This is a genomic window from Rhodococcus erythropolis NBRC 15567 (assembly GCF_001552595.1).
Classification (GTDB): domain Bacteria; phylum Actinomycetota; class Actinomycetes; order Mycobacteriales; family Mycobacteriaceae; genus Rhodococcus_F; species Rhodococcus_F erythropolis.
In genome coordinates, this window is record NZ_BCRM01000007.1 from 149,267 (window position 1) to 172,923 (window position 23,657).

Sequence of the window (23,657 nt, forward strand, 5' to 3'; positions counted from 1 at the left end):
GGCAAACTTGGACAGGAACGGGCACAGGTCCGAGTGGACCGGTGACGATGTGGGCCGATTTCGGCCGGTAGAGATTGGGGTTGCTTGTGTACCGCGTATTCGAGGCACTGGACGAACTGGTCGCAATTGTCGAAGAGGCGCGCGGTGTTCCCATGACCGCAGGGTGTGTTGTGCCTCGCGGTGACGTACTCGAGCTACTCGACGACGTCCGGGACGCAATTCCGAGCGAGTTGGACGACGCGCAGGACGTCCTCGATCATCGCGACAAATTGGTCGGTGACGCGCGAGCAAACGCCGAGAAGACGGTCAGCAGCGCCAATGCCGAGGCAACCTCGACTGTCGAGAACGCACGCGACGACGCCGACCGGATTCTGTCCGATGCCAAGGCTCAGGCCGATCGCATGGTTGCCGAAGCACGCGCACACGCCGATCAGTTGGTCGAGGACGCAGAAGCAGAAGCGGAACGGACCGTCACCGACGGCCGTCGTGAGTACGAGGCCGTCACCGGACGGGCGCGTGCCGAGGCCGATCGGATGATCGAGTCCGGCCAGGCCTCGTACGAACATTCGGTGGCGGAGGGAACGGCGGAGCAGGCTCGTCTGGTGTCGCAGACCGAGGTTGTCCAGTCAGCTCACGCGGAATCCGCGCGAGTGATCGACGCCGCTCATGCCGAGTCCGACAGGATGCGTTCGGAGTGTGACCTGTACGTGGACACCAAGTTGGCCGAGTTCGAAGAGTTCCTCACCGGAACGGTTCGATCGGTCGGGCGTGGTCGTCAACAGCTTCGAACAGGTTCGGGAGTCCCCGACTACCAGGACGACGATCGTCGTTCGGAGCGTCGTCGCTAGAGCGAACGAGACAGTCGAGGGTGGGTCGTCCGATATGGGGCGGCCCACTTTTTCGTGGACGGAATTGGGATTTGCGTTGTAGCTGCCGTATTGTGGAGTGGTTGCCCATACCAGTTTCAACAGTTAGGTGAGTTCTCTTTGTCAACGCATCGTCGTAGTTCGTCGCATCAGTCAAGTGATGCGGGATTTTTGCTGGACACGGTCAAGCTCGGTCGTCGTCCAGGGTCGATGCGTACCGTCGAGAGAACAATTCAGTCCCCGAACCGTATCGGTCTCGATCTGATCGCGATCGAAGCGGGCGCGGACATAGATCTCGATCTTCGTCTCGAAGCAGTGTCCGAAGGCGTTCTCGTCACCGGAAACGTGCACGCACCCACCAAGGGTGAATGCTCGCGGTGCCTTGAACCTTTCACTGACACCGTGGACATCTATCTCACGGAGTTGTTCGCTTACCCGGACAGCACCACCGAGGAGACGACGGAAGAGGGAGAGGTCTACGCGGTCGAAGACGACGAAATCGACCTCGAACCGGTCATCGTCGATGCAGTCGGTCTGGCGCTTCCGCTCCAGCCTCTGTGCAGTGACGATTGCCTGGGATTGTGCTCAGAATGTGGCATTCGCCTGGCGATTGCGGAATCTGGGCATGGGCATGACATACTTGATCCTCGCTGGGCTGGTCTCGCGGCCAAATTTGGCGTGGAATCAAACACCAGCGAAAATCTTGTGATCACCGAAGCCGAGGAGAAGTAGAAGTGGCTGTCCCCAAGCGCAAAATGTCGCGATCCAACACGCGGTCGCGTCGTAGCCAGTGGAAGACCACTGTGCCCACCCTCGTTACCTGCCCCAACCGTGGCTGTGGCGAGCAGACCCTTCCCCACATCGCATGCCCGTCATGCGGTACTTACAAGGGCCGCCAGGTAACCGCTGCTGTCTAGTTCTCCCCGGAGAAAGACTATGACGAGCGAAAATACAGTTTCAGCCGCCGGCGGCGAGGGCAATCACGACAAGCTCCTCGCCGCTGTCGGCGTAGATATAGAGCCCGGTCTTCTGACCCTGGCTCTCACGCACCGCTCGTACGCGTACGAGAACGGCGGTCTGCCCACGAACGAGCGCCTCGAATTTCTCGGGGATTCCGTTCTCGGCGTCACGGTGACCGAAAATCTTTATCTGTCCCACCCGGACAAATCCGAAGGTGATCTGGCGAAGATTCGTGCCAGCGTGGTCAACATGCATGCACTCGCCGAGGTTGCCAGGACTCTGGGTGAAGGTGGACTCGGAGCGCACCTGCTGCTGGGTAAGGGTGAGGAAATGACGGGCGGCCGTGACAAGCCGTCCATCCTCGCCGACGGTATGGAGTCGATTCTCGGCGCCATACACCTGCAGCACGGCATCGATACTGCGCGACGTGTTGTTCTCGATCTGTTCGACGATCTACTCACTCGCGCACCGCTTCTCGGCGCGGGTCTGGATTGGAAGACGAGTCTGCAAGAACTGACCGCAGAACACGGTGCCGGAGTTCCCGTCTACGAGATCACCGCTACCGGACCCGATCACGACAAGGAATTCACGGCCACAGTTCTCATCAGTGGCAAGCCCTTGGGCGTCGGTGTCGGTCGTTCCAAGAAGGAAGCCGAGCAGAAGGCAGCAAGTTCGGCATGGAAGACGATGTCGGAGAATGCCGCTGCTAGCGCAGTCGCTGCTGACAACCCGTCTGATCTCGCCGGCTGAGTTCACTCTTGCCTGAGCTTCCCGAAGTCGAAGTCGTTCGCCGCGGCCTACAGTCTCATGCTGTAGGTGCGGCGATCGAGGCCGTCGAGGTCCTCCATCCCCGCGCGATCAGGCGCCACATTCTCGGTTCCGAGGACTTGATCGGCCAACTCACCGGGCAGACCATCGCTTCGGCAGAGCGTCGCGGCAAGTATCTGTGGCTGGTTCTCGAGCCTGCCGGTGTCGGACTGGTGGTTCATCTCGGGATGAGCGGACAGATGTTGGTCCAACCCCCGACAGTCGACTGGGAAAAGCACCTACGCATTCGGTTGGCCCTCGATTCCGGGGCTGATCTTCGATTCGTCGACCAGCGGACCTTCGGTGGCTGGTCGATTTCACCCCTCGTCGAGGTCGACGGAACGATGCTGCCCGAGTCGGTGGCGCACATCGCTCGCGATCCCATGGATGCTGCGTTCGATCTCGAATCCGTCGTGAAAGTCCTGCGGGGCAAGCACACCGAGATCAAGCGGGCGATTCTCGACCAGACAGTGGTCTCCGGAATCGGAAACATCTACGCCGACGAATCATTGTGGCGTGCAAAGATTCACGGCAACCGAATCGCCGAATCGCTCACCAGGCCCAAACTTCGAGAACTGTTGACCGCGGCGCACTCGGTGATGGGCGAGGCGCTCGATCAGGGCGGTACGTCCTTCGACGCGCTGTACGTGAACGTCAACGGGGAATCGGGCTACTTCGACCGGTCGCTGTCGGCGTACGGGCAGGAGAATCTTCCGTGCCCGCGATGCGGCGCGCCGATCAAGCGTGAGAAGTTCATGAATCGATCGTCGTTCAGTTGCCCGCGGTGTCAGCCGACCCCGAGGGCACGGCGAATCGCCTAGGTCTCCGCCCCTTCGGTTCGGCGGAGTGGCAAGATTGCGTCATGGCTGAACAGACTCCAGACAACACTGCAACCGCCCCAGCTCACACGGAGCTTTGGGTCGAACGCACAGGAACCCGCCTCTACACCGGCAAGAGTTCGCGCGGCGCAGAGGTTCTCATCGGCTCCGAATCGGTGCCAGGAGTCTTCACGCCCGGCGAACTCCTCAAAATTGCACTGGCTGCATGCACCGGGATGAGCTCAGACTTCCCGATCTCTCGCCGCCTCGGTGACAACTACGACGCGACGGTCCGAGTGTCCGGTGCCGCCGATCGTGAAAACGAGGTCTACCCGCAGCTCGACGAGGTTCTCGAACTCGACCTCAGTGAGTTGGATGCCGAAGCGCAGCAGCGCCTCATCACTCTCGTCGAGCGTTCCGTCGACAAGGTGTGCACGGTCGGGCGCACTCTCAAGGCCGGAACCAAGGTCACGCTGTCGTTCGACACGGAAGCCTGATGTCCCGCGCCGGCAGTGTTGTCGCTGCGATCGCACTGGGTTCCGTTGTGGCGGTGAGTGCTCCGGCACAGGCCTCGGTCCCGGCCGACGGCCCGGACGGTGGTTGCGGCAAATGGACGTCGAGCGTCGTGACGACTGGTGCCGGAATGCTCGAGAATCTCGAATTCGACGGCAGCGGATCGATGGTGTTGTCGCAGTCGGCTCTGATCGGGCCGGGTGCACTGCTGAAAGTGGCGCCGGACGGAACACGGACAACTTTGGTCGGTGACGTCACCGGTCCTGGCGGGCTGGTCGCGCGTGACGGTTCCGTGTACTTCACCACGGGCAACTCGACTGTCTCGGGTCTGTTCGGAATCGCCGACGGCAGCCTTCGTAAGGTCGACGTCGCAGACGGATCGGTGACAACGATTGCCGACGGTCTGGTGATGCCGAACGGGCTTGTGCCACTGGACGGTAACCGTTTCCTCACAGCTCGCACCCTGACCCGGCCGGGGCTCACGGTCATCGACAGTGACGGAACCAGTTCGATCGTTCGTGAGGATCTCGGCACCGTCGACGGCCTCGCACGCTCCGGTTCGACGATCTACGTGACGACGACCTTCGACATGGTGACCGCCGTCCACGTCCTCGACGCACACGATCTGGGCGGGCCGGTGCGAACGATCACGCTCCCCGGGTTCGGTCCGGCAAACATGGCGGACGATCTGACCGTCGGACCGGACGGCGCGTTGTACGTCGCATTCAATGCCGGCGGCAAAGTTGTTCGCGTCGATCCGGATTCAGGATCTTCGTGTGAGATCGCCTCGGGTCTGCCGTTCACATCCGCGGTGAAGTTCGGTGCCGGCCCGGGCTGGGACCCCAACTCGCTCTACACCACCGGTTTCCTCGGCGACGTCCACCGTCTCGAACGTGTGGCGGGCTGAACGTCATGACTGAGACACCGCCTGTGCGGTTGACGGCGTGGGTTCACGGATATGTTCAGGGCGTCGGGTTCCGGTGGTGGACCAGGGCCCGCGCCCTCGAACTCGGGTTGATCGGATATGCGTCGAATCAGCGTGACGGTCGAGTGCTCGTCGTGGCGGAAGGCGAACGCACGCAGCTCGAGAAATTGTTGGAGTTGCTTCGCTCGGGAACAACACCGGGCACGGTGGATCTCGTGGTCGACAGCTGGGACCCCGCCAGGGGCGACCTGACAGGGTTCGTCGAACGCTGACCGGTTTGGCGGTAAAGTTTCCCCCCATGCACCTCAAGAGTCTGACACTCAAGGGATTCAAATCCTTTGCGTCGGCAACGACTCTTCGGTTCGAGCCGGGGATCACCTGTGTCGTCGGGCCGAACGGCTCGGGTAAATCCAACGTCGTCGATGCGTTGACCTGGGTGATGGGCGAGCAGGGCGCCAAGGCTCTGCGCGGCGGCAAGATGGAAGACGTCATCTTTGCCGGCACCTCCGGCCGCGCGCCGCTGGGCCGCGCCGAGGTGACCTTGACCATCGACAACGCCGACGGCGCGCTCCCGATCGAGTACTCCGAGGTGTCGATCACGCGCCGGATGTTCCGCGACGGCGCGGGGGAGTACGAGATCAACGGCTCGTCCTGCCGTCTGATGGACGTCCAGGAACTGCTCAGCGACTCCGGTATCGGCCGCGAAATGCATGTCATCGTCGGGCAGGGACGGCTCGCCGCGATCCTCGAATCCCGCCCCGAGGATCGACGCGCCTTCATCGAAGAAGCCGCGGGAGTCCTCAAACATCGCCGCCGCAAGGAAAAAGCGGTACGCAAGCTCGATTCCATGCAGGCCAATCTCGCTCGACTCAGTGACCTCACCGCGGAACTGCGTCGGCAACTCAAACCGCTGGGACGCCAGGCCGAGGTTGCTCGGCGAGCACAGACGGTCCAGGCTGACCTGCGTGATGCCAAGATGCGGTTGGCCGCTGACGACCTGGTGACCCGTCGAACCCAACTCAACGACCAGGCGCAGGACGAGAAAGCGGCCCGCGAACAGCACAACGAGGTGGCGGCCGCGCTCGACGAGGCCAACCTCGAACTCGGGCGCCAGGAGCAAGCTCTCGCTCGTCTGACTCCGGGATCGGAAGCGGCAGCGCAGAGTTGGTTCCAGCTCTCCGCGCTTGCCGAACGAGTCAACGCCACCGTGCGCATCGCCCGCGAGCGTGCACGACATCTCGACTCCGAACCCGTCGGCAACCGCGGCCAGGACCCGGACGAGATGGAAGCGCGCGCCGAACGTCTTGCGGCCGAGGAGGCCGAACTCCTCGAAGGCGTCGAAATCGCGCGAGCGGCGTCGGAAGCTGCTCGGGACCAGCTGGCAGCCACCGAAGATGCTGCAGCAGAAGCGGAACGGGCGCACATGGCGGAAGTTCGTGCCGTCGCCGACCGCCGTGAAGGTCTTGCTCGACTCTCCGGTCAGGTCGACACTCTGCGTACCCGCGTCGAATCCGTCGACGCGGAAGTTTCGCGACTGACCGAGGCCATCGACGAGGCTCGTCTGCGTGGGGATGCCGCACAAGCCGAGTTCGACACGGTGCAGGAAAGCATCGGGGACCTCGACGCCGGTGAAGTAGGCCTCGACACCAATCATGAACGCGCCGTCGAAGCTCTCGAGATGATCGACGCACGTGTCGAAGAACTTCGTGAGGAAGAAAAGACGAGCGGGCAACGCATAGCTTCGCTCCGTGCGCGCGTCGAGGCACTGTCGATGGGCTTGCAGCGCAAGGACGGTGGCGGCTGGCTGCTCGAACATCGGCGCGACGACGGCATCACCTCGCTGGTCGGATTGATTCACGTCGAACCCGGCTACGAAGCTGCCATCGCTGCCGCGATGGGGCCGGCGGCGGACGCCGTCGTGGCGCAGTCGCTGGACTCTGCTCGCTCCGCTGTTGCAGCGCTGGCAGATCAGGACGGTGGGCGTGCGTCGCTGATCGTGAGCGGTGAACCGGTGATCAAACGCGAGGCCGAGATCGCACCGGGCAGTCGTCCTGCCGTCGACGTCATCGACTGCCCTGACGAGTTGCGTGCGGGGTTGACCGCAATACTCGATGGCGTTGTCCTGGTCGAGACCCTCGAGGACGCGATTCGAGTTGTTGCTGACCACAAGGGAATTCGTGCAGTGACGCGTTCCGGCGATCTGCACGGCTCGGGGTGGATGATCGGTGGCTCGGATCGGCAACCCAGCACGCTGGAGGTACAGGCGGCGATCGACGCGTCAGCAGCGGAACTGGCGGCAACGGAGAGCCGATCCGAGGAACTCGACGCGGCGCTGTCCGGCGCTCTGGCCGAACAGGCCGCTCGACGCGAGACCGCGGAGCAGACTTTGGCCGCGCTCAACGAGTCGGACGCTGCCATGTCCGCCATTTACGAGCAGTTGGGCAGATTGGGGCAAGCAGCACGAGTCGCCCACGCGGAATCCGAGCGGTTGACCGCCCAGCGAGTGCGTGCCGAGGAGGGCCGCGGTGAGTCGCTGACAAAGCTGGCGGACCTGGAAGAACGTCTGCGTGTGGCCGAAACCGACGGCAGTGCACCGGGACACGGTGCGGAATCGACCGCTGCCGATCGCGAAATGGCCGCAGCAGCGCTGGCCGAAGTGCGCATAGTCGAAATGGATGCTCGCCTTGCCGTGCGCACCGCCGAAGAACGTGCGGAATCCGTACGCGGAAAGGCTGATTCGCTTCGCCGCGCCGCTGCTGCCGAACGAGAGGCACGAATTCGCGCCGAGCGGGCTCTGCGCGCCAGAGCGCACGCTGCGGAGGTTGCAGCTGCCGTCGCCGAGTCGGGGCAGCGCGTGGCGGCCGAACTCGAGGCCGTCGTCGCTGCAGCTCTTGCTCATCGCGACGAGTTGGCTCGGGCCCGCTCCGAGTGCACGGCCAAGCTGGATCAGGTCCGCGAGATCGTCCGGGCACTGACCGGACAGCTCGCTTCACTCACCGACGCCGTCCATCGCGACGAGGTTGCGAAGGCTCAGGCAGCGCTGCGCATCGAACAACTCGAGGAGTCGATCCTCGATCAGTACGGTATCGGCCTCGATGATCTGATCGCCGAGTACGGACCCGACGTCGAACTGCCGCCGACCGCTCTCGAAATCGAGGAGTACGAGCAGGCCAAGGAGCGCGGCGAGCAGGTAACCGCCCCCGCTCCGCTTCCGTACGATCGTGCGACTCAGGAACGGCGCGCGAAGCGGGCGGAGAAAGACCTCGCCACCCTCGGCAAGGTCAATCCGCTGGCGCTCGAGGAATTTGCAGCTCTCGAGGAGCGGTACACCTTCCTCTCCACTCAATTGGAGGACGTCAAGACCGCCCGTAAGGACCTTCTTGCTGTGGTCGCAGACGTGGACGCACGAATCCTGCAGGTGTTCACCGAGGCCTATGCCGACGTCGAGCGGGAGTTCGTGGGCGTGTTCGAGAAATTGTTCCCCGGGGGAGAAGGACGACTGGTTCTCACCGATCCGTCGGACATGCTGACCACAGGCATCGAAGTCGAGGCGCGTCCGCCCGGTAAGAAGGTCAAGCGGTTGTCGTTGCTGTCGGGCGGCGAGAAGTCGTTGACCGCGGTGGCCATGCTGGTCGCGATCTTCCGGGCACGCCCGTCCCCGTTCTACGTGATGGACGAGGTCGAGGCGGCGTTGGACGACACCAACCTGCGGCGGCTGATCGGACTCTTCGAACAATTGCGGGAGAAGTCGCAGTTGATTGTGATCACTCACCAGAAACCGACGATGGAAATCGCCGACGCGTTGTACGGAGTCAGCATGCGCGGCGACGGCATCACCACCGTGATTTCGCAGCGACTTCGCGGTCAAGACATGGCCTCGACGTAAGCCCTGCTCACTTTCCGGGTCGGAGCCTGAAACAATGGGCCGGTGACTACCCAGGCTTGGATCATCATCGCGGCTGTAGCGGCCGTACTACTCGTCGTTCTCGTTGCCGGATTCCTGCGCTACCGCAAGGGGCAGGTCTCGCTGAAGGCGCCCGAGACGAAGCCGGAGCTCGGCACCCCCGAGAAGGACAAGTCAGGCGGCTACAAGGCCGGTGGCGGGTTCAACTTCAGTCAAGGCTCGACGGCAACGGCGCCACCTCCGGTGGTTCCGACGCCGCCGGTCGCGGAGAAGCCGCCTGTCGTCGAAAAACCTGTCGTCGAAGAACCGGTCGTCGAAGAACCTGTTGCTGAGAAGCCGGCTGTCGTCGAGGAGCCGGTTGTCGAAGAACCCGCTGTTGTCGAGGAACCGGTTGTCGAAGAGCCGGTAATCGAAAAGCCGGTCGTAGAAGAACCACCAGTAGCAGAACCTGTTGTCGAAGAACCTGTCGTTCCCGAACCTGCAGTCGTACCCGAGCCCGTCGTAGTTCCCGAGCCCGTTGTAGTTCCTGAACCCGTCGAGCCTGCACCGCTCGTGTTGGACGAGATCGACCCGACCGAAGGCCGGCTGGACCGACTGCGCGGGCGCCTCTCCCGCTCGCAGTCAGCGGTCGGCAAGAGCTTGCTCGGTCTGCTCGGTGGCGGCGATCTGGACGAGGACTCGTGGGAAGAAGTCGAGGACACCCTTCTCATCGCAGACCTCGGCTCCGCGACCACGGAAAAGGTTGTCACGAAGCTTCGTGAGCAGATGGCGGCCCGCAGCGTCCGGACCGAGGCTGCCGCCCGCGCCCTTCTGCGCGAGGTGTTGATCGCCGAACTGCGTCCCGAACTGGACCGCTCCATCCGCGCATTGCCGCATGATGATCACCCGGCTGTTCTGCTCGTCGTCGGCGTCAACGGGACCGGCAAGACAACGACCACCGGCAAGCTGGCTCGCGTGCTCGTCGCCGACGGTCGTCGCGTCGTGCTCGGTGCCGCGGACACGTTCCGCGCGGCCGCCGCCGATCAGCTCCAGACGTGGGCCGAGCGTGTCGGCGCTGAAGTTGTTCGTGGCAAGGAGGGTGGCGATCCCGCTGCGATTGCCTTCGACGCGGTCTCACGGGGCATCGCGGACGGCGTGGACGTGGTCCTCATCGACACCGCCGGCCGCCTGCACACCAAGACCGGCCTGATGGACGAGCTCGGCAAGGTCAAGCGGGTCATCGAGAAGAAGGCGTCGGTCGACGACGTTCTGCTGGTTCTCGATGCGACGGTCGGCCAGAACGGACTGGCACAGGCTCGAGTGTTCGCGGAGGTCGTGGACATCACCGGCGTCGTACTGACCAAGCTGGACGGAACCGCCAAGGGCGGAATCGTCTTCCAGGTTCAGCATGAACTGGGTGTGCCGGTGAAGTTGGTCGGTCTCGGTGAAGGTGCCGACGACCTGGCGCCCTTCGAGCCGGGTGCGTTCGTCGACGCCCTGCTGGGCTGACGCCCCCGTGCGCCTTTTTGGTAGCGCGAACTACCGAAAAGGCGCACAGGGTCGGTAGAACCCGCTGGCGAAACCTGTTTGCAACAAAGTTGGGCAATTGGTTCACGTCTGCGAAACGCGACAGCGCCATGGACGAAACACCAGCCCAGCACTCTTCTCCTTAACGACGTGCTGCCCGGCACGTGCGACTAGGAGGTAGTAAGTGAGTACCGACGATTTGTTGGCGAACTCCGGTAACGCCGCATGGATGCTGATGGCTGCATCTCTGGTCTTGCTGATGACACCCGGCCTCGCTTTCTTCTACGGCGGGATGTCTCGGTCCAAGTCCGTCCTGAACATGATGATGATGTCCTTCGGGGCCATGGCCGTCATCGGCGTCATCTACGTTCTGTGGGGATGGTCGATGTCCTACGGCACCGAGAACATCGGGGGCATTTTTGCCAACCCGTTCGAGTTCTTCGGCCTCAAGAACAGCATCACCGATGCTGACGGCAACTTCATCGCCGGCGCGTGGGGCTACCCCAACGTCATCGACATCGCGTTCCAGGTGACATTCGCGATCATCACCACCGCCCTTATCAGTGGTGCCCTGGCCGAGCGGGTCAAGTTCGGCACCTGGCTGCTGTTCTCGGGTATCTGGGTCACCGTCGTCTACTTCCCCCTCGCACACATGGTGTGGGGCGGCGGACTCCTCTCGGGCTCCGAGGACGGCATCGCGGCAAAGCTCTTCGGCACCACGGTCAACGACGACGGAGTCACCGTCGCCAACGTCGCTCCGATCGACTTCGCCGGTGGCACAGTCGTTCACATCAACGCGGGTATGGCCGGTCTGGTCCTCGCCCTCATCGTCGGCAAGCGTCTCGGCTTCGGCAAGACCGCCTTCCGTCCGCACAACCTGCCCTTCGTGATGCTCGGCGCAGCACTTCTCTGGTTCGGTTGGTTCGGCTTCAACGCCGGCTCGGCATTCGCCGCCGACGGTAACGCCGGTCTCGCCTGGGTCAACACGACCACCGCGACGTGTGCCGCAGTCCTGGCCTGGCTCGCCACCGAGCGTATTCGTGACGGTCACGCCACCAGCCTCGGCGCAGCTTCCGGTGCGGTCGCCGGTCTGGTCGCCATCACCCCTGCTGCCGGTGCGCTCAACCCGGTCGGTTCCATCTTCCTCGGCGCCGTAGCCGGCATCCTGTCCGCTCTCGCAGTCGGCCTGAAGTTCCGCTTCGGCTTCGACGACTCGCTCGACGTCGTCGGTGTGCACCTTGTCTCCGGCCTGTGGGGCACGATCGGTATCGGATTCTTCGGCACCGCAACCGGCCTCTTCTACGGCGGCGACTACAAGCAACTGGTGGTTCAGATCGTGATCGCACTCGCAGCACTCGTCTTCACCGGCGTTCTGACGACGATCATCGGCTTCGCACTCAAGCCCCTGGGCTGGCGAATCTCGGCCGAGGACGAGGCACGCGGCATCGATGAGACCGAACACGCAGAGACCGCATACGACCTCGCGTGATCAGCACGTGATTAAAGTGAATTCAGGCACTTCAGAGTTTGGAAAGGGATGAGCACATGAAGCTGATCACAGCAATCGTCAAGCCGTTCACGCTCGAGGACGTCAAGACCGGACTCGAGCAGGCCGGAGTGCTGGGTATGACAGTCAGCGAAGTTCAGGGCTACGGCCGACAGAAGGGCCACACCGAGGTGTACCGAGGCGCGGAGTACTCCGTGGACTTCGTACCCAAGGTCCGGGTCGAGGTCGTCGTCGACGACGCGGCCGTGGACAAGGTGGTCGAGGTGATCGTCGAGGCCGCTCGAACCGGCAAGATCGGTGACGGCAAGGTGTGGGTCTCGCCAGTCGAGTCGGTCATCCGGGTTCGCACCGGGGAACGCGGTGGCGATGCACTCTGACCCGAAAGGGTCCGAGAACCTCGGCCCTGGTTCCGTCGCGAAAGCGACGGGGCCAGGGCCGGTCTCGTCAGGGGGATCCGACGAAGCTGCGGACCTGGCCCGCGCACGCAAGGCCCTACTCACCGGAGGCGTCAAGAACAGGAGGCTCGACGCCCCCTCACTGCGACATGCACTGGTCGATCTGCACGAATTCTGGTTGACCACCAAGGGAACCGAACTGGGCATCAAACCGGATTGTGGGTTTGCCATCGTCGCCGTGGGTGGTCTGGGCCGACGCGAACTGCTGCCGTATTCCGATCTCGATCTGATTCTGCTGCACGACGACATGGACCCAGCAGTCGTGGCCCAGGTTGCGGACAGCCTGTGGTACCCGCTGTGGGACGCGCACATCAAACTCGACCACAGCGTGCGGACGCTTCCGCAGGCGCTTCAGGTTGCGGCCACCGACATGACGGCGGCACTCGGAATGCTCGAAGCACGCCACATTGCCGGCGATGTGGAGCTGAGCAACCTGTTGATCAGTGGTGTCCGTCGACAGTGGCGCATGGACATCCGCAGCCGATTCGACGAATTGATCACCCAGACCCGTACGAGGTGGGAGCGCAGCGGCGAGATCGCCCATCGCGCCGAACCGGATCTCAAGAGCGGCCGTGGCGGGCTGCGCGACGTGCAACTGCTCAACGCCCTGTCCATCGCGCAATTGACCGACGGGATGCCAGGGCTGGGACCCAACTCGCCCGGCGGCGGTCTGGCACTCGCGCACAGGCGGTTGCTCGACGTGCGCACTGAACTTCACCGCGTTGCCGGTCGCGCCCGCGATCAACTGCGAGCGCAGGACGCCGACGAAATCGGTGCGGCGCTGCGGATCGGTGATCGATTCGATCTGGCCCGCCTTCTCAGCGAATCGGCGCGCACCATCAGCTATTCGGTGGACGTCGGTATCCGTACCGCCGGAAACTCCTTGCCCCGGCGTGGTTTGTCGCGGCTGCGTCGCGCGCCGGTGCGGCGACCACTGGACGAGGGCGTCGTCGAGCATGCCGGCGAAGTTGTCCTGGCGCGCGATGCGAGGCCGAAGAAGGATCCCGGTCTGGTGATGCGGGTCGCGGCAGCGGCGGCCACCAACGGCATGCCGATCTCCGCGTCGACGCTCAATCGCCTGGCCGACAATGCCCCCGAATTGCGTGAGCCGTGGCCGAAAAATGCGGTCAACGATCTCTTGGTCGTGCTCGGTTCGGGATCGCGTGCCGTTCCGGTGATCGAGGCGATGGACCGGACCGGGCTCTGGGGTCGCCTCCTGCCGGAGTGGGGGACCATTCGCGATCTTCCGCCGCGCGACGCCGTCCATACGTGGACGGTGGATCGCCACCTGGTCGAAACCGCCGCGTATGCAAGCGGATTCACCACTCGCGTCGCTCGGCCGGACTTGCTCATGCTCGGTGCGTTGATCCACGACATCGGGAAGGGGCGAGGGGGAGACCACAGCGTCGTCGGTGCCGAATTGGCCACTGCGATCGGAAATCGCTTGGGGCTCTGGCCTTCCGACGTCGCGACGTTGACGGCGATGGTGCGCTATCACTTGCTGCTGCCGGAAACGGCGACCCGTCGCGACCTCGACGATCCGGCAACGGTTCAGCGAGTGGTCGACGCACTCGAAGGGGACGGGACGCTTCTCGATCTCCTGCATTCGTTGGCGGAGGCGGATTCGCTGGCCACCGGGCCTGGCGTCTGGGGCGACTGGAAGTCGTCTCTGATCGGTGAGCTCGTGCGTCGTTGCCGTTTGTTGATGGCGGGGGAGGAACTCCCACAACCCGATCCACTCGCTCCCGAGCAGTTGGCCATTGCCGAGGATGGCGGGGTTCACGTCTCGCTCGTACCGGCCGAGAATCCGCACACCTACGTCGTGACCGTCATCGCGCCCGACGCGCCCGGGTTGCTGTCTCGGGCTGCCGGCGTTCTGGCGCTGCAGTCGTTGCGGGTGCATTCCGCTTCGCTGGGATCGCACGCGGGTTCGGCGGTCAATTCGTTTGTCGTCACACCGAGGTTCGGCACACCGCCGCAGGCGGTGCTGCTCAGGCAGGAATTGATCCGCGCTTCGGCCGGTGAACTGAATCTGCTCGAACTTCTCGACGCCAAGGACGAGGAGGCACGGGCAGAGCAGTGGGACGACCCGATCCAGACAAACAAGGATTCGGCGGTTCCGGTGCTCTATTCGCAGGCACCGCCGCGGGTCATCTGGTTCGATGCGCCCGGTGACGGTCACGCGATCCTCGAATTGCGTACCGAGGACCGCGTCGGCCTGCTTTGCCGACTGGCCGCAGCACTCGAACACAGTGGTGCCGACATCCGGTGGGCGAAGGTCGCCACGTTGGGTTCCTCGGTGGTCGACGCGTTCTGCCTCGACTTCGGTGAGGCCGATACCCGTGCGGCGCGAGAGCGCGTCGAGGAGGCGGTGCTGGCGGTGGTCCCGGTGCCACAACCCAAGAAGAAAGAGGATTGACGGACCGGTTTCGGCAGTTACGCCCGCATCGGCTGGGATCGGTGCGGGCGTAGCGGCTAGGCTGGTGCCCGAGAATATCCACGGCTAACTCGCACGACCTTCAGGAGCGCACTCGGTGTTCGAATCCCTTTCCGACAGATTGACCGGATCTCTCAAGGATCTGCGTGGCAAGGGTCGTCTGTCCGGCGCCGACATCGACGCTACGGCCCGCGAGATCCGCCTTGCCCTGCTCGAGGCCGACGTCGCGCTTCCCGTAGTGCGCAGCTTCATCGCCAAGATCAAGGAACGCGCCAAGGGCGCCGAGGTCTCGGGTGCACTGAACCCGGCTCAGCAGGTCGTCAAGATCGTCAACGAAGAGCTGGTCGAGGTTCTCGGCGGCGAAACTCGTCGACTCCAGTTCGCCAAGACTCCGCCGACGGTCATCATGTTGGCCGGTCTGCAGGGTTCCGGTAAGACCACGCTGGCCGGAAAGTTGGCCAAGTGGCTCAAGGACCAGGGGCACACGCCCCTCCTCGTCGCCTGTGACCTTCAACGTCCCGGCGCCGTCACTCAGCTTCAGATCGTCGGTGAGCGTGCGGGCGCTGCAGTCTTCGCGCCGCATCCCGGTACCTCCATCGGCGGCGGCGAAAACGCACTGGGCGTGTCCGCAGCCGACCCCGTCGAGGTCGCCCGCGCCGGCGTCGAAGAAGCACGCAACAAGCATTACGACGTCGTGATCGTCGACACCGCCGGTCGCCTCGGTATCGACTCGGAGCTGATGGCGCAGGCCGCCGGTATCCGTGACGCCGTCAACCCGGACGAGACCATCTTCGTCCTCGACGCCATGATCGGTCAGGACGCGGTCAGTACCGCCGACGCGTTCCGTGAGGGAGTCGGCATCACCGGTGTCGTCCTCACCAAGCTCGACGGCGACGCCCGCGGTGGTGCCGCACTGAGCGTCCGCGAGGTCACCGGCCAGCCGATCCTCTTCGCGTCCACCGGCGAGAAGCTCGAAGACTTCGACGTCTTCCACCCCGATCGCATGGCCAGCCGGATCCTCGGTATGGGCGATGTCCTGAGCCTCATCGAGCAGGCCGAGCAGGTTTTCGACGCCGATCAGGCCGAAGCGACCGCAGCGAAGATCGGTTCCGGTCAGCTCACCCTCGAAGACTTCCTCGATCAGATGATGGCCGTCCGCAAGATGGGCCCGATCGGCAACCTCCTCGGCATGCTGCCGGGTGCCGGCGGCATGAAGGACGCGCTGGCCAACGTCGACGAGAAGCAACTCGATCGCATTCAGGCCATCATCCGCGGTATGACGCCGGCCGAGCGCGACGATCCGAAGATCATCAACGCCTCACGCCGACTGCGCATCGCGAACGGTTCGGGCGTCAAGGTTTCCGACGTCAACCAGTTGGTGGATCGCTTCTTCGAAGCCCGCAAGATGATGGCTGCCATGGCCGGCCGTATGGGCATGCCCGGCGCGCGTAAGCAGGTTCGCAGCAAGAAGGGCAAGAAGGGCAAGAAGGGCGGCAAGGGCCCGACGCAGCCCAAGATGCGCGGAGGATTCCCCGGCATGGGCGGATTCCCGGGTATGCCCGGCGGAATGCCGGCCGGTATGCCCGACCTGTCGAACATGCCCAAGGGTCTCGATCAGTTGCCGCCCGGACTGGAAGGCATCGATCTTTCCCAGCTCAAGCTGCCCAAGAAGTAGTCGGTGGCTGCGCTTCATCTGCGGGGTATCGGTCTGCCCGATGCCGAGCCGATCGAATTGTGGATCGTCGACGGGCTGATTTCCTTCGAGCCGGTGTCCGGTGCGGAGACGATCGTCGAGTCGGGTTGGATCACACCGGGTCTCGTGGATGCGCATTGTCACGTCGGTATCCGCTACGGCGGTGGCGGCGGCGAAACCGTCGACGGCTTGCTGGAGCAGGCGAAGACCGAACGTGACGCGGGCGTGCTGTTGCTCCGCGACGCCGGATCACCGGTCGACACCAGGTTCATCGACGAGCGCCTCGATTTGCCGCGAATCATTCGCGCAGGTCAGCACATCGCGGCACCCAAGCGGTACATCCCGGGCTTGCCGGTCGACCTGGACGACGAATCTCAGTTGCCGGCCGAGGTAGTGCGTCAGGCACGCGCTGGTGACGGCTGGGTCAAGCTCGTCGGCGACTGGATCGATCGTTCCGTCGGCGATTTGGCTCCCTTGTGGAGCGACGAGATCCTGGTCGAGGCCATCGCTGCCGCCCACGCCGAAGGCGCAAAGGTCACCGCTCACGTTTTTGCCGAAGACGCTTTGCCCGGCCTGATCAACGCCGGTATCGACTGCATCGAGCACGGCACCGGATTGACGGACGCGACCATCGAGTCGATGGTCGCGCACGGCACGGCCCTGGTTCCGACGCTGATCAACATCGCTACTTTCCCCGAGATCGCGGACTCCGCCACGCGATATCCGATCTACGCGGCGCATATGCGCGATTTGCACGCTCGTCGGCACCAGACAATCGGTGCCGCTCACGAGGCCGGGATTCCGATCTATGCCGGAACGGATGCCGGCGGTTCGATCAGGCACGGGCGGATCGCCGACGAGATCGCCGAACTCGAAGTTGCCGGATTGACAGCTCACCAGGCGTTGGGCGCAGCCAGCTGGGATGCGCGGAGTTGGTTGGGTGCCCAGGGCATCGAAGAGGGAGCGCCCGCCGACCTGGTGGTTTATTCCGAAGATCCGCGCGGAAACCCCGATGTGCTCGCGAAGCCGATGCGTGTGATCCTCCGCGGCACCCCCGTGAGTGGTTAGGGAGTCCCTGCACTCTCGAAGCGCGCACAGGGTGGTTTCCGAACGAGCCCACCCATCTGGCACAATGGACCATTGTTCGTCGCAACCGGTTACGTACCGCTGCGACGGTCACAGGATAGAGGCAAAACCGGGCTCACAAATCGTGTGGGTCGCTGAATTGCACGTGACATGCGCAGCACTGTTGTGCGCGCTGAAGGAGAACTGCAGCTGTGGCTGTCAAAATCAAGCTCACCCGCCTCGGCAAGATCCGCAACGCTCAGTACCGCGTTGTCATCGCCGACTCGCGCACCCGTCGTGACGGCCGTGCGATCGAGACCATCGGCAAGTACCACCCGAAGGAAGAGCCCTCGCTGATCGACATCGATTCCGAGCGCGCTCAGTACTGGCTGTCCGTGGGCGCACAGCCCACCGAGCCCGTCGAGGCACTCCTCAAGATCACCGGTGACTGGCAGAAGTTCAAGGGCCTGCCGGGCACCGAAGGCACCCTGCGCGTCAAGGAAGCCAAGCCCACCAAGCTCGAACTCTTCCAGGCTGCACTCGCGCAGGCCGAGAACGAGCCGGTTGCAGAAGCAATCACCCCCAAGAAGAAGAAGGCTGCAAAGGCTGACGAGGCCAAGGCAGAAGACACCGCGGCTGACGCCGAGGCTCCCGCTGCAGACGCCGAGGCTGCTGACAAGTGAGTGCCGTCGTCGCTGATGCGGTAGAGCATCTCGTGCGTGGCATCGTCGCCAATCCCGACGATGTGCGTGTCGAGCTGATCACCGGACGTCGGGGACGGACCGTCGAGGTGCACGTGCACCCCGACGATCTCGGCAAGGTCATCGGTCGGGGTGGTCGCACGGCGACCGCTCTGCGGACCTTGGTCTCCGGCATCGGTGGCCGCGGTATCCGTGTTGATGTCGTCGACACCGATCAGTAGACGGCAGTAAACAGGTGGAACTCGTAGTCGGTCGTGTCGCGAAGTCGCATGGCATCAAAGGTGAATTGGTAGTCGAGGTTCGTACAGACGAGCCCGACGATCGTTTTGCCGTAGGTTCTGTGCTGCGTGGGCGCAAGCCGCGCGAGTCCACACTGAAGTCGTACACAGTGGAAGCCGCCCGGGATCATTCCGGGCGGCTTCTGCTGCGCCTCGAAGGCGTCAGTGACCGTGGCGACGCAGATGCGTTGCGCGGCACACTGTTTGTCATCGACAGTTCCGAACTCGAGCCTTCGGATGATCCGGACGAGTTCTACGATCACGAACTCGAAGGACTGAAGGTCGTCCTCACGGACGGTACCGAGGTCGGTTCGGTCATCGAGGTATTACATTCCGCCGCAGGCGAATTGCTTTCGATTCGTCGTACCGGCGAGACGTCCGGTGAATTGCTGATCCCGTTTGTCGCCGCCATCGTCACCTCGGTGTCGATTGCCGACGGCGTCGTGATGATCGAGCCTCCCGAGGGACTGCTCGACCCGGACTTCGGTGACAAGTCGAACAGCGATAATTCGAACCCAGACAACGACTGATCGTTTGTCATGCGTCTCGACGTCGTCACCATCTTTCCCGAGTATCTCGAACCGCTTCGTGCTGCCTTGCTGGGCAAGGCAATCGAACGTGGCTTGATCTCGGTCGACGTCCACGATCTTCGGTCGTGGACCCATGACGTACACAAAGCCGTCGACGATTCCCCGTACGGCGGCGGACCCGGCATGGTCATGAAACCCACCGTCTGGGGTCCGGCACTGGACGACGTGATCGGTCGCTCCGATTCTTCCGGCCCGGATGATGCCGAGACGATCCTGGTGGTGCCGACTCCCGCCGGCGTCCCGTTCACTCAGGCGACCGCACATCGCTGGGCCACCGCCAAGCACCTTGTCTTCGCCTGCGGCCGATACGAAGGTATCGACCAACGCGTCTTCGACGACGCCGCCAAGCGGGTTCGCGTCGAAGAAGTCAGTATCGGCGATTACGTTCTGATCGGCGGCGAAGCAGCCGTGCTGGTGATGGTCGAGGCTGTTGTGCGACTGATGCCCGGCGTTCTCGGCAATCAGCTGTCACACCAAGAGGATTCGTTCTCCGACGGGCTCCTCGAAGGGCCCAGTTACACTCGCCCCGCCGTGTGGCGTGATCTCGAGGTTCCGCCTGTTCTGCTTTCCGGAGATCACGCGAAGATCAAGGCCTGGCGCCATGAGCAGTCGCTGCAGCGCACGGCCGAGCGTCGACCGGATCTACTTCCTTAGGTATTTCTCTTCAACCAGGTGATGCTTGCGCCGTCGTCGAGCGATTCGGTTGCAGTCGGTGTGAACAGTGTCGGCTCGAAGTTACCTCTGATCATCGGTATGCCCGCGCCGGCGACAACCGGATACCTTTTGACGATCAACTCGTCGATCTCCGGTAGTAGTTCGCCGGCGAGAGTTCCGCCGCCGCACAGCCAGATATCTTGTCCTTCTTCCTCTTTGAGGGATCTGACGACCGCACGTGGATCGGTGCGAACGATGGTGACCGCGGGATCCTCGGCGCCAGGGAGGGTGCTGGAGACGACGAACTGGCGCAGGTGCGCAAAAGGGCTGGTCACGCCGAGGCTCAGCCCGGGCTCGTAAGAGCCGCGGCCCATGACGACCGTGTCGAAGGTTCTGTTGGGTGCGTCCTCGATTCCGAGAGCGGGCCGCACATGCGTTGGCACGGTCTCGGGATATCGATCACATATCCAGGCCGTGATCTGTTCGGAAACCGGGAAGAAATCGAATTCGCCGTCTGGGCCCGCGATGTAGCCGTCGAGGGAAGCTCCCACGTAGTACACAAGCTTTCGCATCAAACGCTCCGTTCGTAGTACTATGTTTGTAGTGGTTTAACTTAGGGTCGTGTCAGGAGTGATGTCAAGTGCGAAAGAACCCGGAACGACGGCTTGCCCTGATCGACGCGGCAATCGAGGTGTTGGCCCGAGAGGGTGCTCGAGGCTTGACTTTTCGAGCCGTCGACACCCAGGCAGCCGTGCCGAACGGGACAGCGTCGAACTACTTCTCCAATCGCGACGACCTACTCACGCAGGCCGGTGGCCGGATCTACGAGCGACTGATTCCGGACGACCTCGAGGGATTGATCGATCCCGTCAACGGCACCGATCGTGAGCGACTGGTGACGCTCATGCTCGACGTGGTCGAGCGGGTCACCTCGTTTGGAACGGGTTTCCTCGCGCTCATGGAGTTGCGGCTGGAGGCGATACGTCGTCCGGACCTGCGAGCGGTCCTGACCGTCCGCATCCGAGAAGACTTCGATCTGAACGTAGCCAATCATCTGGCGTCGGGCGTGCCGGGTGATGCGATGACCGTTCGCCTGCTCTATTTGTCGCTGAACTGGCTCGTACTGGATCGACTGACATTGCCGAACCTGTTCGGGGAGGAAGATATTCGTACGATCGTCGAGGCCGCGGTGGATCGAGCGCTACCCCGCGAATCGTAGAAGGTCAGTGCCGCTCGGCAGGTTTGCGGCGGAACGAGAAGTATCGATGACCGAAGAAACTCACCCCGGCAACGATCAACATGACAACCGCCTGGGCGGGAAGCGGCGGGGCATGCAGAATCGACACCGCGATCGTTCCGAGTATCAGATTCAGCACGAGGCCACCGGAATTGACGACGATGAACGCGCCCAGGTCGCGTGCCACATGTCCGCGGACGCGGAAAACCAACGTCCGATGCAGAACGAAAGCGATGAGCACGCTGATGGAGTACGCACCGATCACAGCCACTTGATACAGATCCTTGTTGTCGAGGATCAGTGACCAGATCACGAAGAGCCCGTATCCGATCGCCGTATTGGCCACTCCGACAATGGCAAACGCGATGGGTTGATGCTTGACCACCCGCAGCAGTGGGCCGGGGTTCTCGGGTGATGCGATGTCTTCGGTCATGAAGACTCGGTTTTCACGATGTTGATCCGGTCCTTGCGTCGTGTCCGCAGATACATCCACTCGAGCACACCGAGGCCGAGGATTCCGGCGACCATCGAAGCGCCGCCGACCTTCCATCCCGGGGGCCGCCACGTGAGGACAAGTTCAGCGTCCTTCGTCCCGGCTGGGATGTCCACGGTGACAAAGGACTTCGCGACGACGTCGATCGGGACAGGCTGACGGTCGAGGCTAGCTCGATACCCGGGCCAGCCGAGCCGTGCGAACACAACCTTGCCGCCGGTCTCCGAACTGACACGAAGGGTGCTCGACAGGTTCGACTCGGCGGTCGAAACAGCTTCGACGCCATGGGTATCGGCGATGCGGCCGTTTCGTGTCGAGACGGGCCCGTCGACGCGTTCGAGTACGGAGATGTAGTTCTCGTGACCGGGGTAGTCCACCCATGTCCACCCGTCGGGGGCCGGGCTCTTACGTGCGTCGGGGTAGAGGGCGTTCTGCAGTACGACGCGGTCCACGTTCATCAGGTCGACGATGGTGCGGCCGGTGGTGGGTTCGACGGTGAATGCCCGTCGGAAGGCGTCGGGGCAGACGCTCATGTCCCAGCGCATGCAGAGCAGATCACCGAAGTAGAAGTGCCCGTTGGGGGTGTAGCCGCTGGTGTAGGTCAGTTCGAGGTCTTTGGGGTAGTTGCCGAAAGCCAGGGAACCGTACGCTCCGTCGAGGGTTTTGTCCCCGGGTGCGATGAGTGCACGGTCGCCCAGTTGCAGTGTCGTGCCTTCGAAGTCGGGGAAGGCCTCTTTCATCTCCGAGCGGGATTCGGGCAGATCCCAGCTCATCGGGGTTGGTTGCGCGGCCCGAACCTGGGTGTAGGCGATGGGGGAGACCGCGGCGATTGCCAACAGGCATGCGAGCGCGGTGCCCTTGGTGCGGCCCAGCCACACCATCGCAGCGCCGAGTGCGGCAACGACCAGGGCTGAGATCACATGCCATTTTGCGAGCCCGGGAGCTGCCGAGGCGGACCTGATCAAAAGCAGGCCCACGAGGATTCCCGCTGCAACGCAGCGTCCGCGCAACTTGTCGGTCGTGGCGTAACGCCCGAGCAGGATGCACACCAGAAGCAGGAGTCCGATGGCCACCATCGGAAGCACGCGCGCGGGCCACCGCAGTGGGCCGATCGTGCTCGGCCCGGCAGTCCACATGAGGACGGCGACCGTGAAGATCCCGACGGCGGTCAATTCGCGTGCCGCGGCGCGTGCCTTGCCCCAGTCGATGAACGCCAGAGCCGGAATGAGGAACCACGCGACGTAGACCATGGGCATGGTCTGGATGTATCCCCACCACGAGGAGAATGCGGGCATCGTGCTCGGCAGGCTCGCGTTCAGCGATTCCGACCAGGGAACGGCAAGGAATGCGTCGTTCTTGACTTCGGATGCACCGCGCCAGGTGACGTCGGCGGTGAGCAGGCTCGGCAGATACGTCGCGAGACCGGCGAGGGCGGCACAGGCAGACACCGCCAGAAGCCGCAGCGACGGCAGCCAACGCCGCTGATAGACAACTTCGCCGATCGCGACTGCGACGATCATCAAGCCGGATTCGACTGCGGGGAAAACATATTGGACCGACATCGCGAGATACAAGAACACGAAGGTCGGGATCGGACCGCTCTTGCCTCTGGCGTAGCGGATTGCCGAGGCCCACGCCTGCACCATCCAGGCAGTGCCGGTGAAGGCTGTCATCCAACTGGCCGAGTCGAAGAAGAGGAGGAAACCGGTGAACGGAATCGAGACTCCGGCGACCGCAGCCCACGTGGGCTTCGAGCCGTACTCCAGGCAGATCCGATAGACGCCCAGCGCAAGGATGATCGCGAAGATCAATTTCACGATCGTCGCGTAAAGCGCCAGGTTGTCGAAGGACGGTGCGATCAGGTCGATCAGAAGTTGTGGCGGATTGAGAAGGCCCGCTTCCTCGATCGCGTAGTTGCCCGCCATCCAGTTCTCGGGGACGAGTACCGGCAGGTGTCCTTCTCGCAGGCTACGGCCGAGCATGACCCACAGCGGCGCGTACTGGGACTCGGTGTCGTCGGTGTAGAAGTGACGAGCGTTCGCGAGCACCACGGCCAGGTAGCCGGCGATGACACCGACCGCCGTGACGGCGCCCCACTTGTACACGTCTGCCCGGGCGAGAGTGCGAGTTTCCACCACGAGTTCCAGACCTTAACAGGGCAGGTGGGGCGCGCGGAGACGCGAGCGCATCACGCGCCGTCGGCATCCGAAGTCCGGACATCTCTGCGTGTTAAAGTTCGCGACGGTGT

The 23,657-nt window shown here is 63.4% G+C and carries 23 protein-coding genes; 20 read left to right on the forward strand and 3 right to left on the reverse strand.

The window, feature by feature from the left end; genetic code table 11:
- The first annotated feature begins 86 nt into the window (after nucleotides 1–86).
- The 19 genes from RE4_RS12675 to trmD all read left to right on the forward strand — a co-directional run bounded on the left by RE4_RS12675 (nucleotide 87) and on the right by trmD (nucleotide 19,679).
- Nucleotides 87–848, forward strand: a complete 762-nt coding sequence (locus RE4_RS12675) for a DivIVA domain-containing protein (RefSeq protein ID WP_003942696.1) — start codon at nucleotides 87–89, stop codon at nucleotides 846–848.
- 189 nt (nucleotides 849–1,037) lie between these two features.
- Nucleotides 1,038–1,598, forward strand: a complete 561-nt coding sequence (locus RE4_RS12680) for a YceD family protein (protein WP_007729319.1) — start codon at nucleotides 1,038–1,040, stop codon at nucleotides 1,596–1,598.
- Between the two features lie 2 nt (nucleotides 1,599–1,600).
- Nucleotides 1,601–1,783 carry a 50S ribosomal protein L32 gene (gene rpmF, locus RE4_RS30705; RefSeq protein ID WP_007729318.1) on the forward strand — a complete coding sequence of 61 codons (183 nt, stop codon included), beginning with the start codon at nucleotides 1,601–1,603 and terminating at the stop codon, nucleotides 1,781–1,783.
- A 19-nt stretch (nucleotides 1,784–1,802) separates the two neighbouring features.
- Entirely contained in the window at nucleotides 1,803–2,576 is a 774-nt protein-coding gene (gene rnc, locus RE4_RS12685) for a ribonuclease III (protein ID WP_019747952.1), read from the forward strand.
- An 8-nt stretch (nucleotides 2,577–2,584) separates the two neighbouring features.
- Nucleotides 2,585–3,454, forward strand: coding sequence for a bifunctional DNA-formamidopyrimidine glycosylase/DNA-(apurinic or apyrimidinic site) lyase (gene mutM, locus RE4_RS12690; protein WP_019747953.1), 870 nt, complete (start codon nucleotides 2,585–2,587; stop codon nucleotides 3,452–3,454).
- Between the two features lie 41 nt (nucleotides 3,455–3,495).
- Nucleotides 3,496–3,948 carry an OsmC family protein gene (locus RE4_RS12695; protein ID WP_020907278.1) on the forward strand — a complete coding sequence of 151 codons (453 nt, stop codon included), beginning with the start codon at nucleotides 3,496–3,498 and terminating at the stop codon, nucleotides 3,946–3,948.
- A complete protein-coding gene (locus tag RE4_RS12700; RefSeq protein WP_060938664.1) occupies nucleotides 3,948–4,871 on the forward strand; it encodes an SMP-30/gluconolactonase/LRE family protein in 924 nt (307 codons plus the stop codon). The genes RE4_RS12695 and RE4_RS12700 overlap by 1 nt, the downstream gene beginning before the upstream one ends.
- A gap of 5 nt (nucleotides 4,872–4,876) precedes the next feature.
- The gene (locus RE4_RS12705) at nucleotides 4,877–5,161 is read left to right on the forward strand and encodes an acylphosphatase (protein ID WP_020907281.1); all 285 of its coding nucleotides are present in this window, start codon (nucleotides 4,877–4,879) and stop codon (nucleotides 5,159–5,161) included.
- A 26-nt stretch (nucleotides 5,162–5,187) separates the two neighbouring features.
- A complete protein-coding gene (gene smc / locus RE4_RS12710; protein WP_060938665.1) occupies nucleotides 5,188–8,775 on the forward strand; it encodes a chromosome segregation protein SMC in 3,588 nt (1,195 codons plus the stop codon).
- A 42-nt stretch (nucleotides 8,776–8,817) separates the two neighbouring features.
- Nucleotides 8,818–10,281, forward strand: coding sequence for a signal recognition particle-docking protein FtsY (gene ftsY / locus RE4_RS12715; protein ID WP_060938666.1), 1,464 nt, complete (start codon nucleotides 8,818–8,820; stop codon nucleotides 10,279–10,281).
- Between the two features lie 247 nt (nucleotides 10,282–10,528).
- A complete protein-coding gene (locus RE4_RS12720; RefSeq protein ID WP_042450902.1) occupies nucleotides 10,529–11,788 on the forward strand; it encodes an ammonium transporter in 1,260 nt (419 codons plus the stop codon).
- Nucleotides 11,789–11,844: 56 nt separating this feature from the next.
- Nucleotides 11,845–12,183 carry a P-II family nitrogen regulator gene (locus RE4_RS12725; protein WP_003942772.1) on the forward strand — a complete coding sequence of 113 codons (339 nt, stop codon included), beginning with the start codon at nucleotides 11,845–11,847 and terminating at the stop codon, nucleotides 12,181–12,183.
- Complete coding sequence (locus RE4_RS12730) at nucleotides 12,173–14,680, forward strand: [protein-PII] uridylyltransferase (protein WP_020907284.1); 2,508 nt, start codon at nucleotides 12,173–12,175, stop codon at nucleotides 14,678–14,680. Before RE4_RS12725 ends, RE4_RS12730 begins: the two co-directional genes overlap by 11 nt.
- Nucleotides 14,681–14,795: 115 nt before the next feature.
- Nucleotides 14,796–16,373 carry a signal recognition particle protein gene (gene ffh / locus RE4_RS12735; RefSeq protein WP_003942713.1) on the forward strand — a complete coding sequence of 526 codons (1,578 nt, stop codon included), beginning with the start codon at nucleotides 14,796–14,798 and terminating at the stop codon, nucleotides 16,371–16,373.
- Between the two features lie 3 nt (nucleotides 16,374–16,376).
- Nucleotides 16,377–17,459 (forward strand): amidohydrolase family protein, encoded by a 1,083-nt coding sequence (locus RE4_RS12740; protein WP_060938667.1) that lies wholly within the window; start codon nucleotides 16,377–16,379, stop codon nucleotides 17,457–17,459.
- A 209-nt stretch (nucleotides 17,460–17,668) separates the two neighbouring features.
- Entirely contained in the window at nucleotides 17,669–18,139 is a 471-nt protein-coding gene (gene rpsP, locus RE4_RS12745) for a 30S ribosomal protein S16 (protein ID WP_003942818.1), read from the forward strand.
- Nucleotides 18,136–18,378: an RNA-binding protein gene (locus RE4_RS12750; RefSeq protein WP_003939023.1), complete on the forward strand. Its 243-nt coding sequence runs from the start codon at nucleotides 18,136–18,138 to the stop codon at nucleotides 18,376–18,378. The genes rpsP and RE4_RS12750 overlap by 4 nt, the downstream gene beginning before the upstream one ends.
- Before the next feature lie 14 nt (nucleotides 18,379–18,392).
- Nucleotides 18,393–18,965: a ribosome maturation factor RimM gene (gene rimM, locus RE4_RS12755; protein WP_021333056.1), complete on the forward strand. Its 573-nt coding sequence runs from the start codon at nucleotides 18,393–18,395 to the stop codon at nucleotides 18,963–18,965.
- A gap of 9 nt (nucleotides 18,966–18,974) precedes the next feature.
- Nucleotides 18,975–19,679 carry a tRNA (guanosine(37)-N1)-methyltransferase TrmD gene (trmD, locus tag RE4_RS12760; RefSeq protein ID WP_019747962.1) on the forward strand — a complete coding sequence of 235 codons (705 nt, stop codon included), beginning with the start codon at nucleotides 18,975–18,977 and terminating at the stop codon, nucleotides 19,677–19,679.
- On the opposite strand, the gene RE4_RS12765 is transcribed toward trmD, so the two are convergent.
- A complete protein-coding gene (locus RE4_RS12765; protein WP_060938668.1) occupies nucleotides 19,676–20,251 on the reverse strand; it encodes a dihydrofolate reductase family protein in 576 nt (191 codons plus the stop codon). The genes trmD and RE4_RS12765 overlap by 4 nt on opposite strands.
- A gap of 68 nt (nucleotides 20,252–20,319) precedes the next feature.
- Here RE4_RS12765 and RE4_RS12770 point away from each other — a divergent pair, with 68 nt between their 5' ends.
- Nucleotides 20,320–20,898: a TetR/AcrR family transcriptional regulator gene (locus RE4_RS12770; RefSeq protein ID WP_020969331.1), complete on the forward strand. Its 579-nt coding sequence runs from the start codon at nucleotides 20,320–20,322 to the stop codon at nucleotides 20,896–20,898.
- 4 nt (nucleotides 20,899–20,902) lie between these two features.
- On the opposite strand, the gene RE4_RS12775 is transcribed toward RE4_RS12770, so the two are convergent.
- Both RE4_RS12775 and RE4_RS12780 read right to left on the reverse strand, forming a co-directional pair.
- Nucleotides 20,903–21,349, reverse strand: coding sequence for a GtrA family protein (locus RE4_RS12775; RefSeq protein WP_020969332.1), 447 nt, complete (start codon nucleotides 21,347–21,349; stop codon nucleotides 20,903–20,905).
- Nucleotides 21,346–23,544 carry a hypothetical protein gene (locus RE4_RS12780; RefSeq protein WP_060938669.1) on the reverse strand — a complete coding sequence of 733 codons (2,199 nt, stop codon included), beginning with the start codon at nucleotides 23,542–23,544 and terminating at the stop codon, nucleotides 21,346–21,348. Before RE4_RS12780 ends, RE4_RS12775 begins: the two co-directional genes overlap by 4 nt.
- Nucleotides 23,545–23,657: the final 113 nt, after the last annotated feature.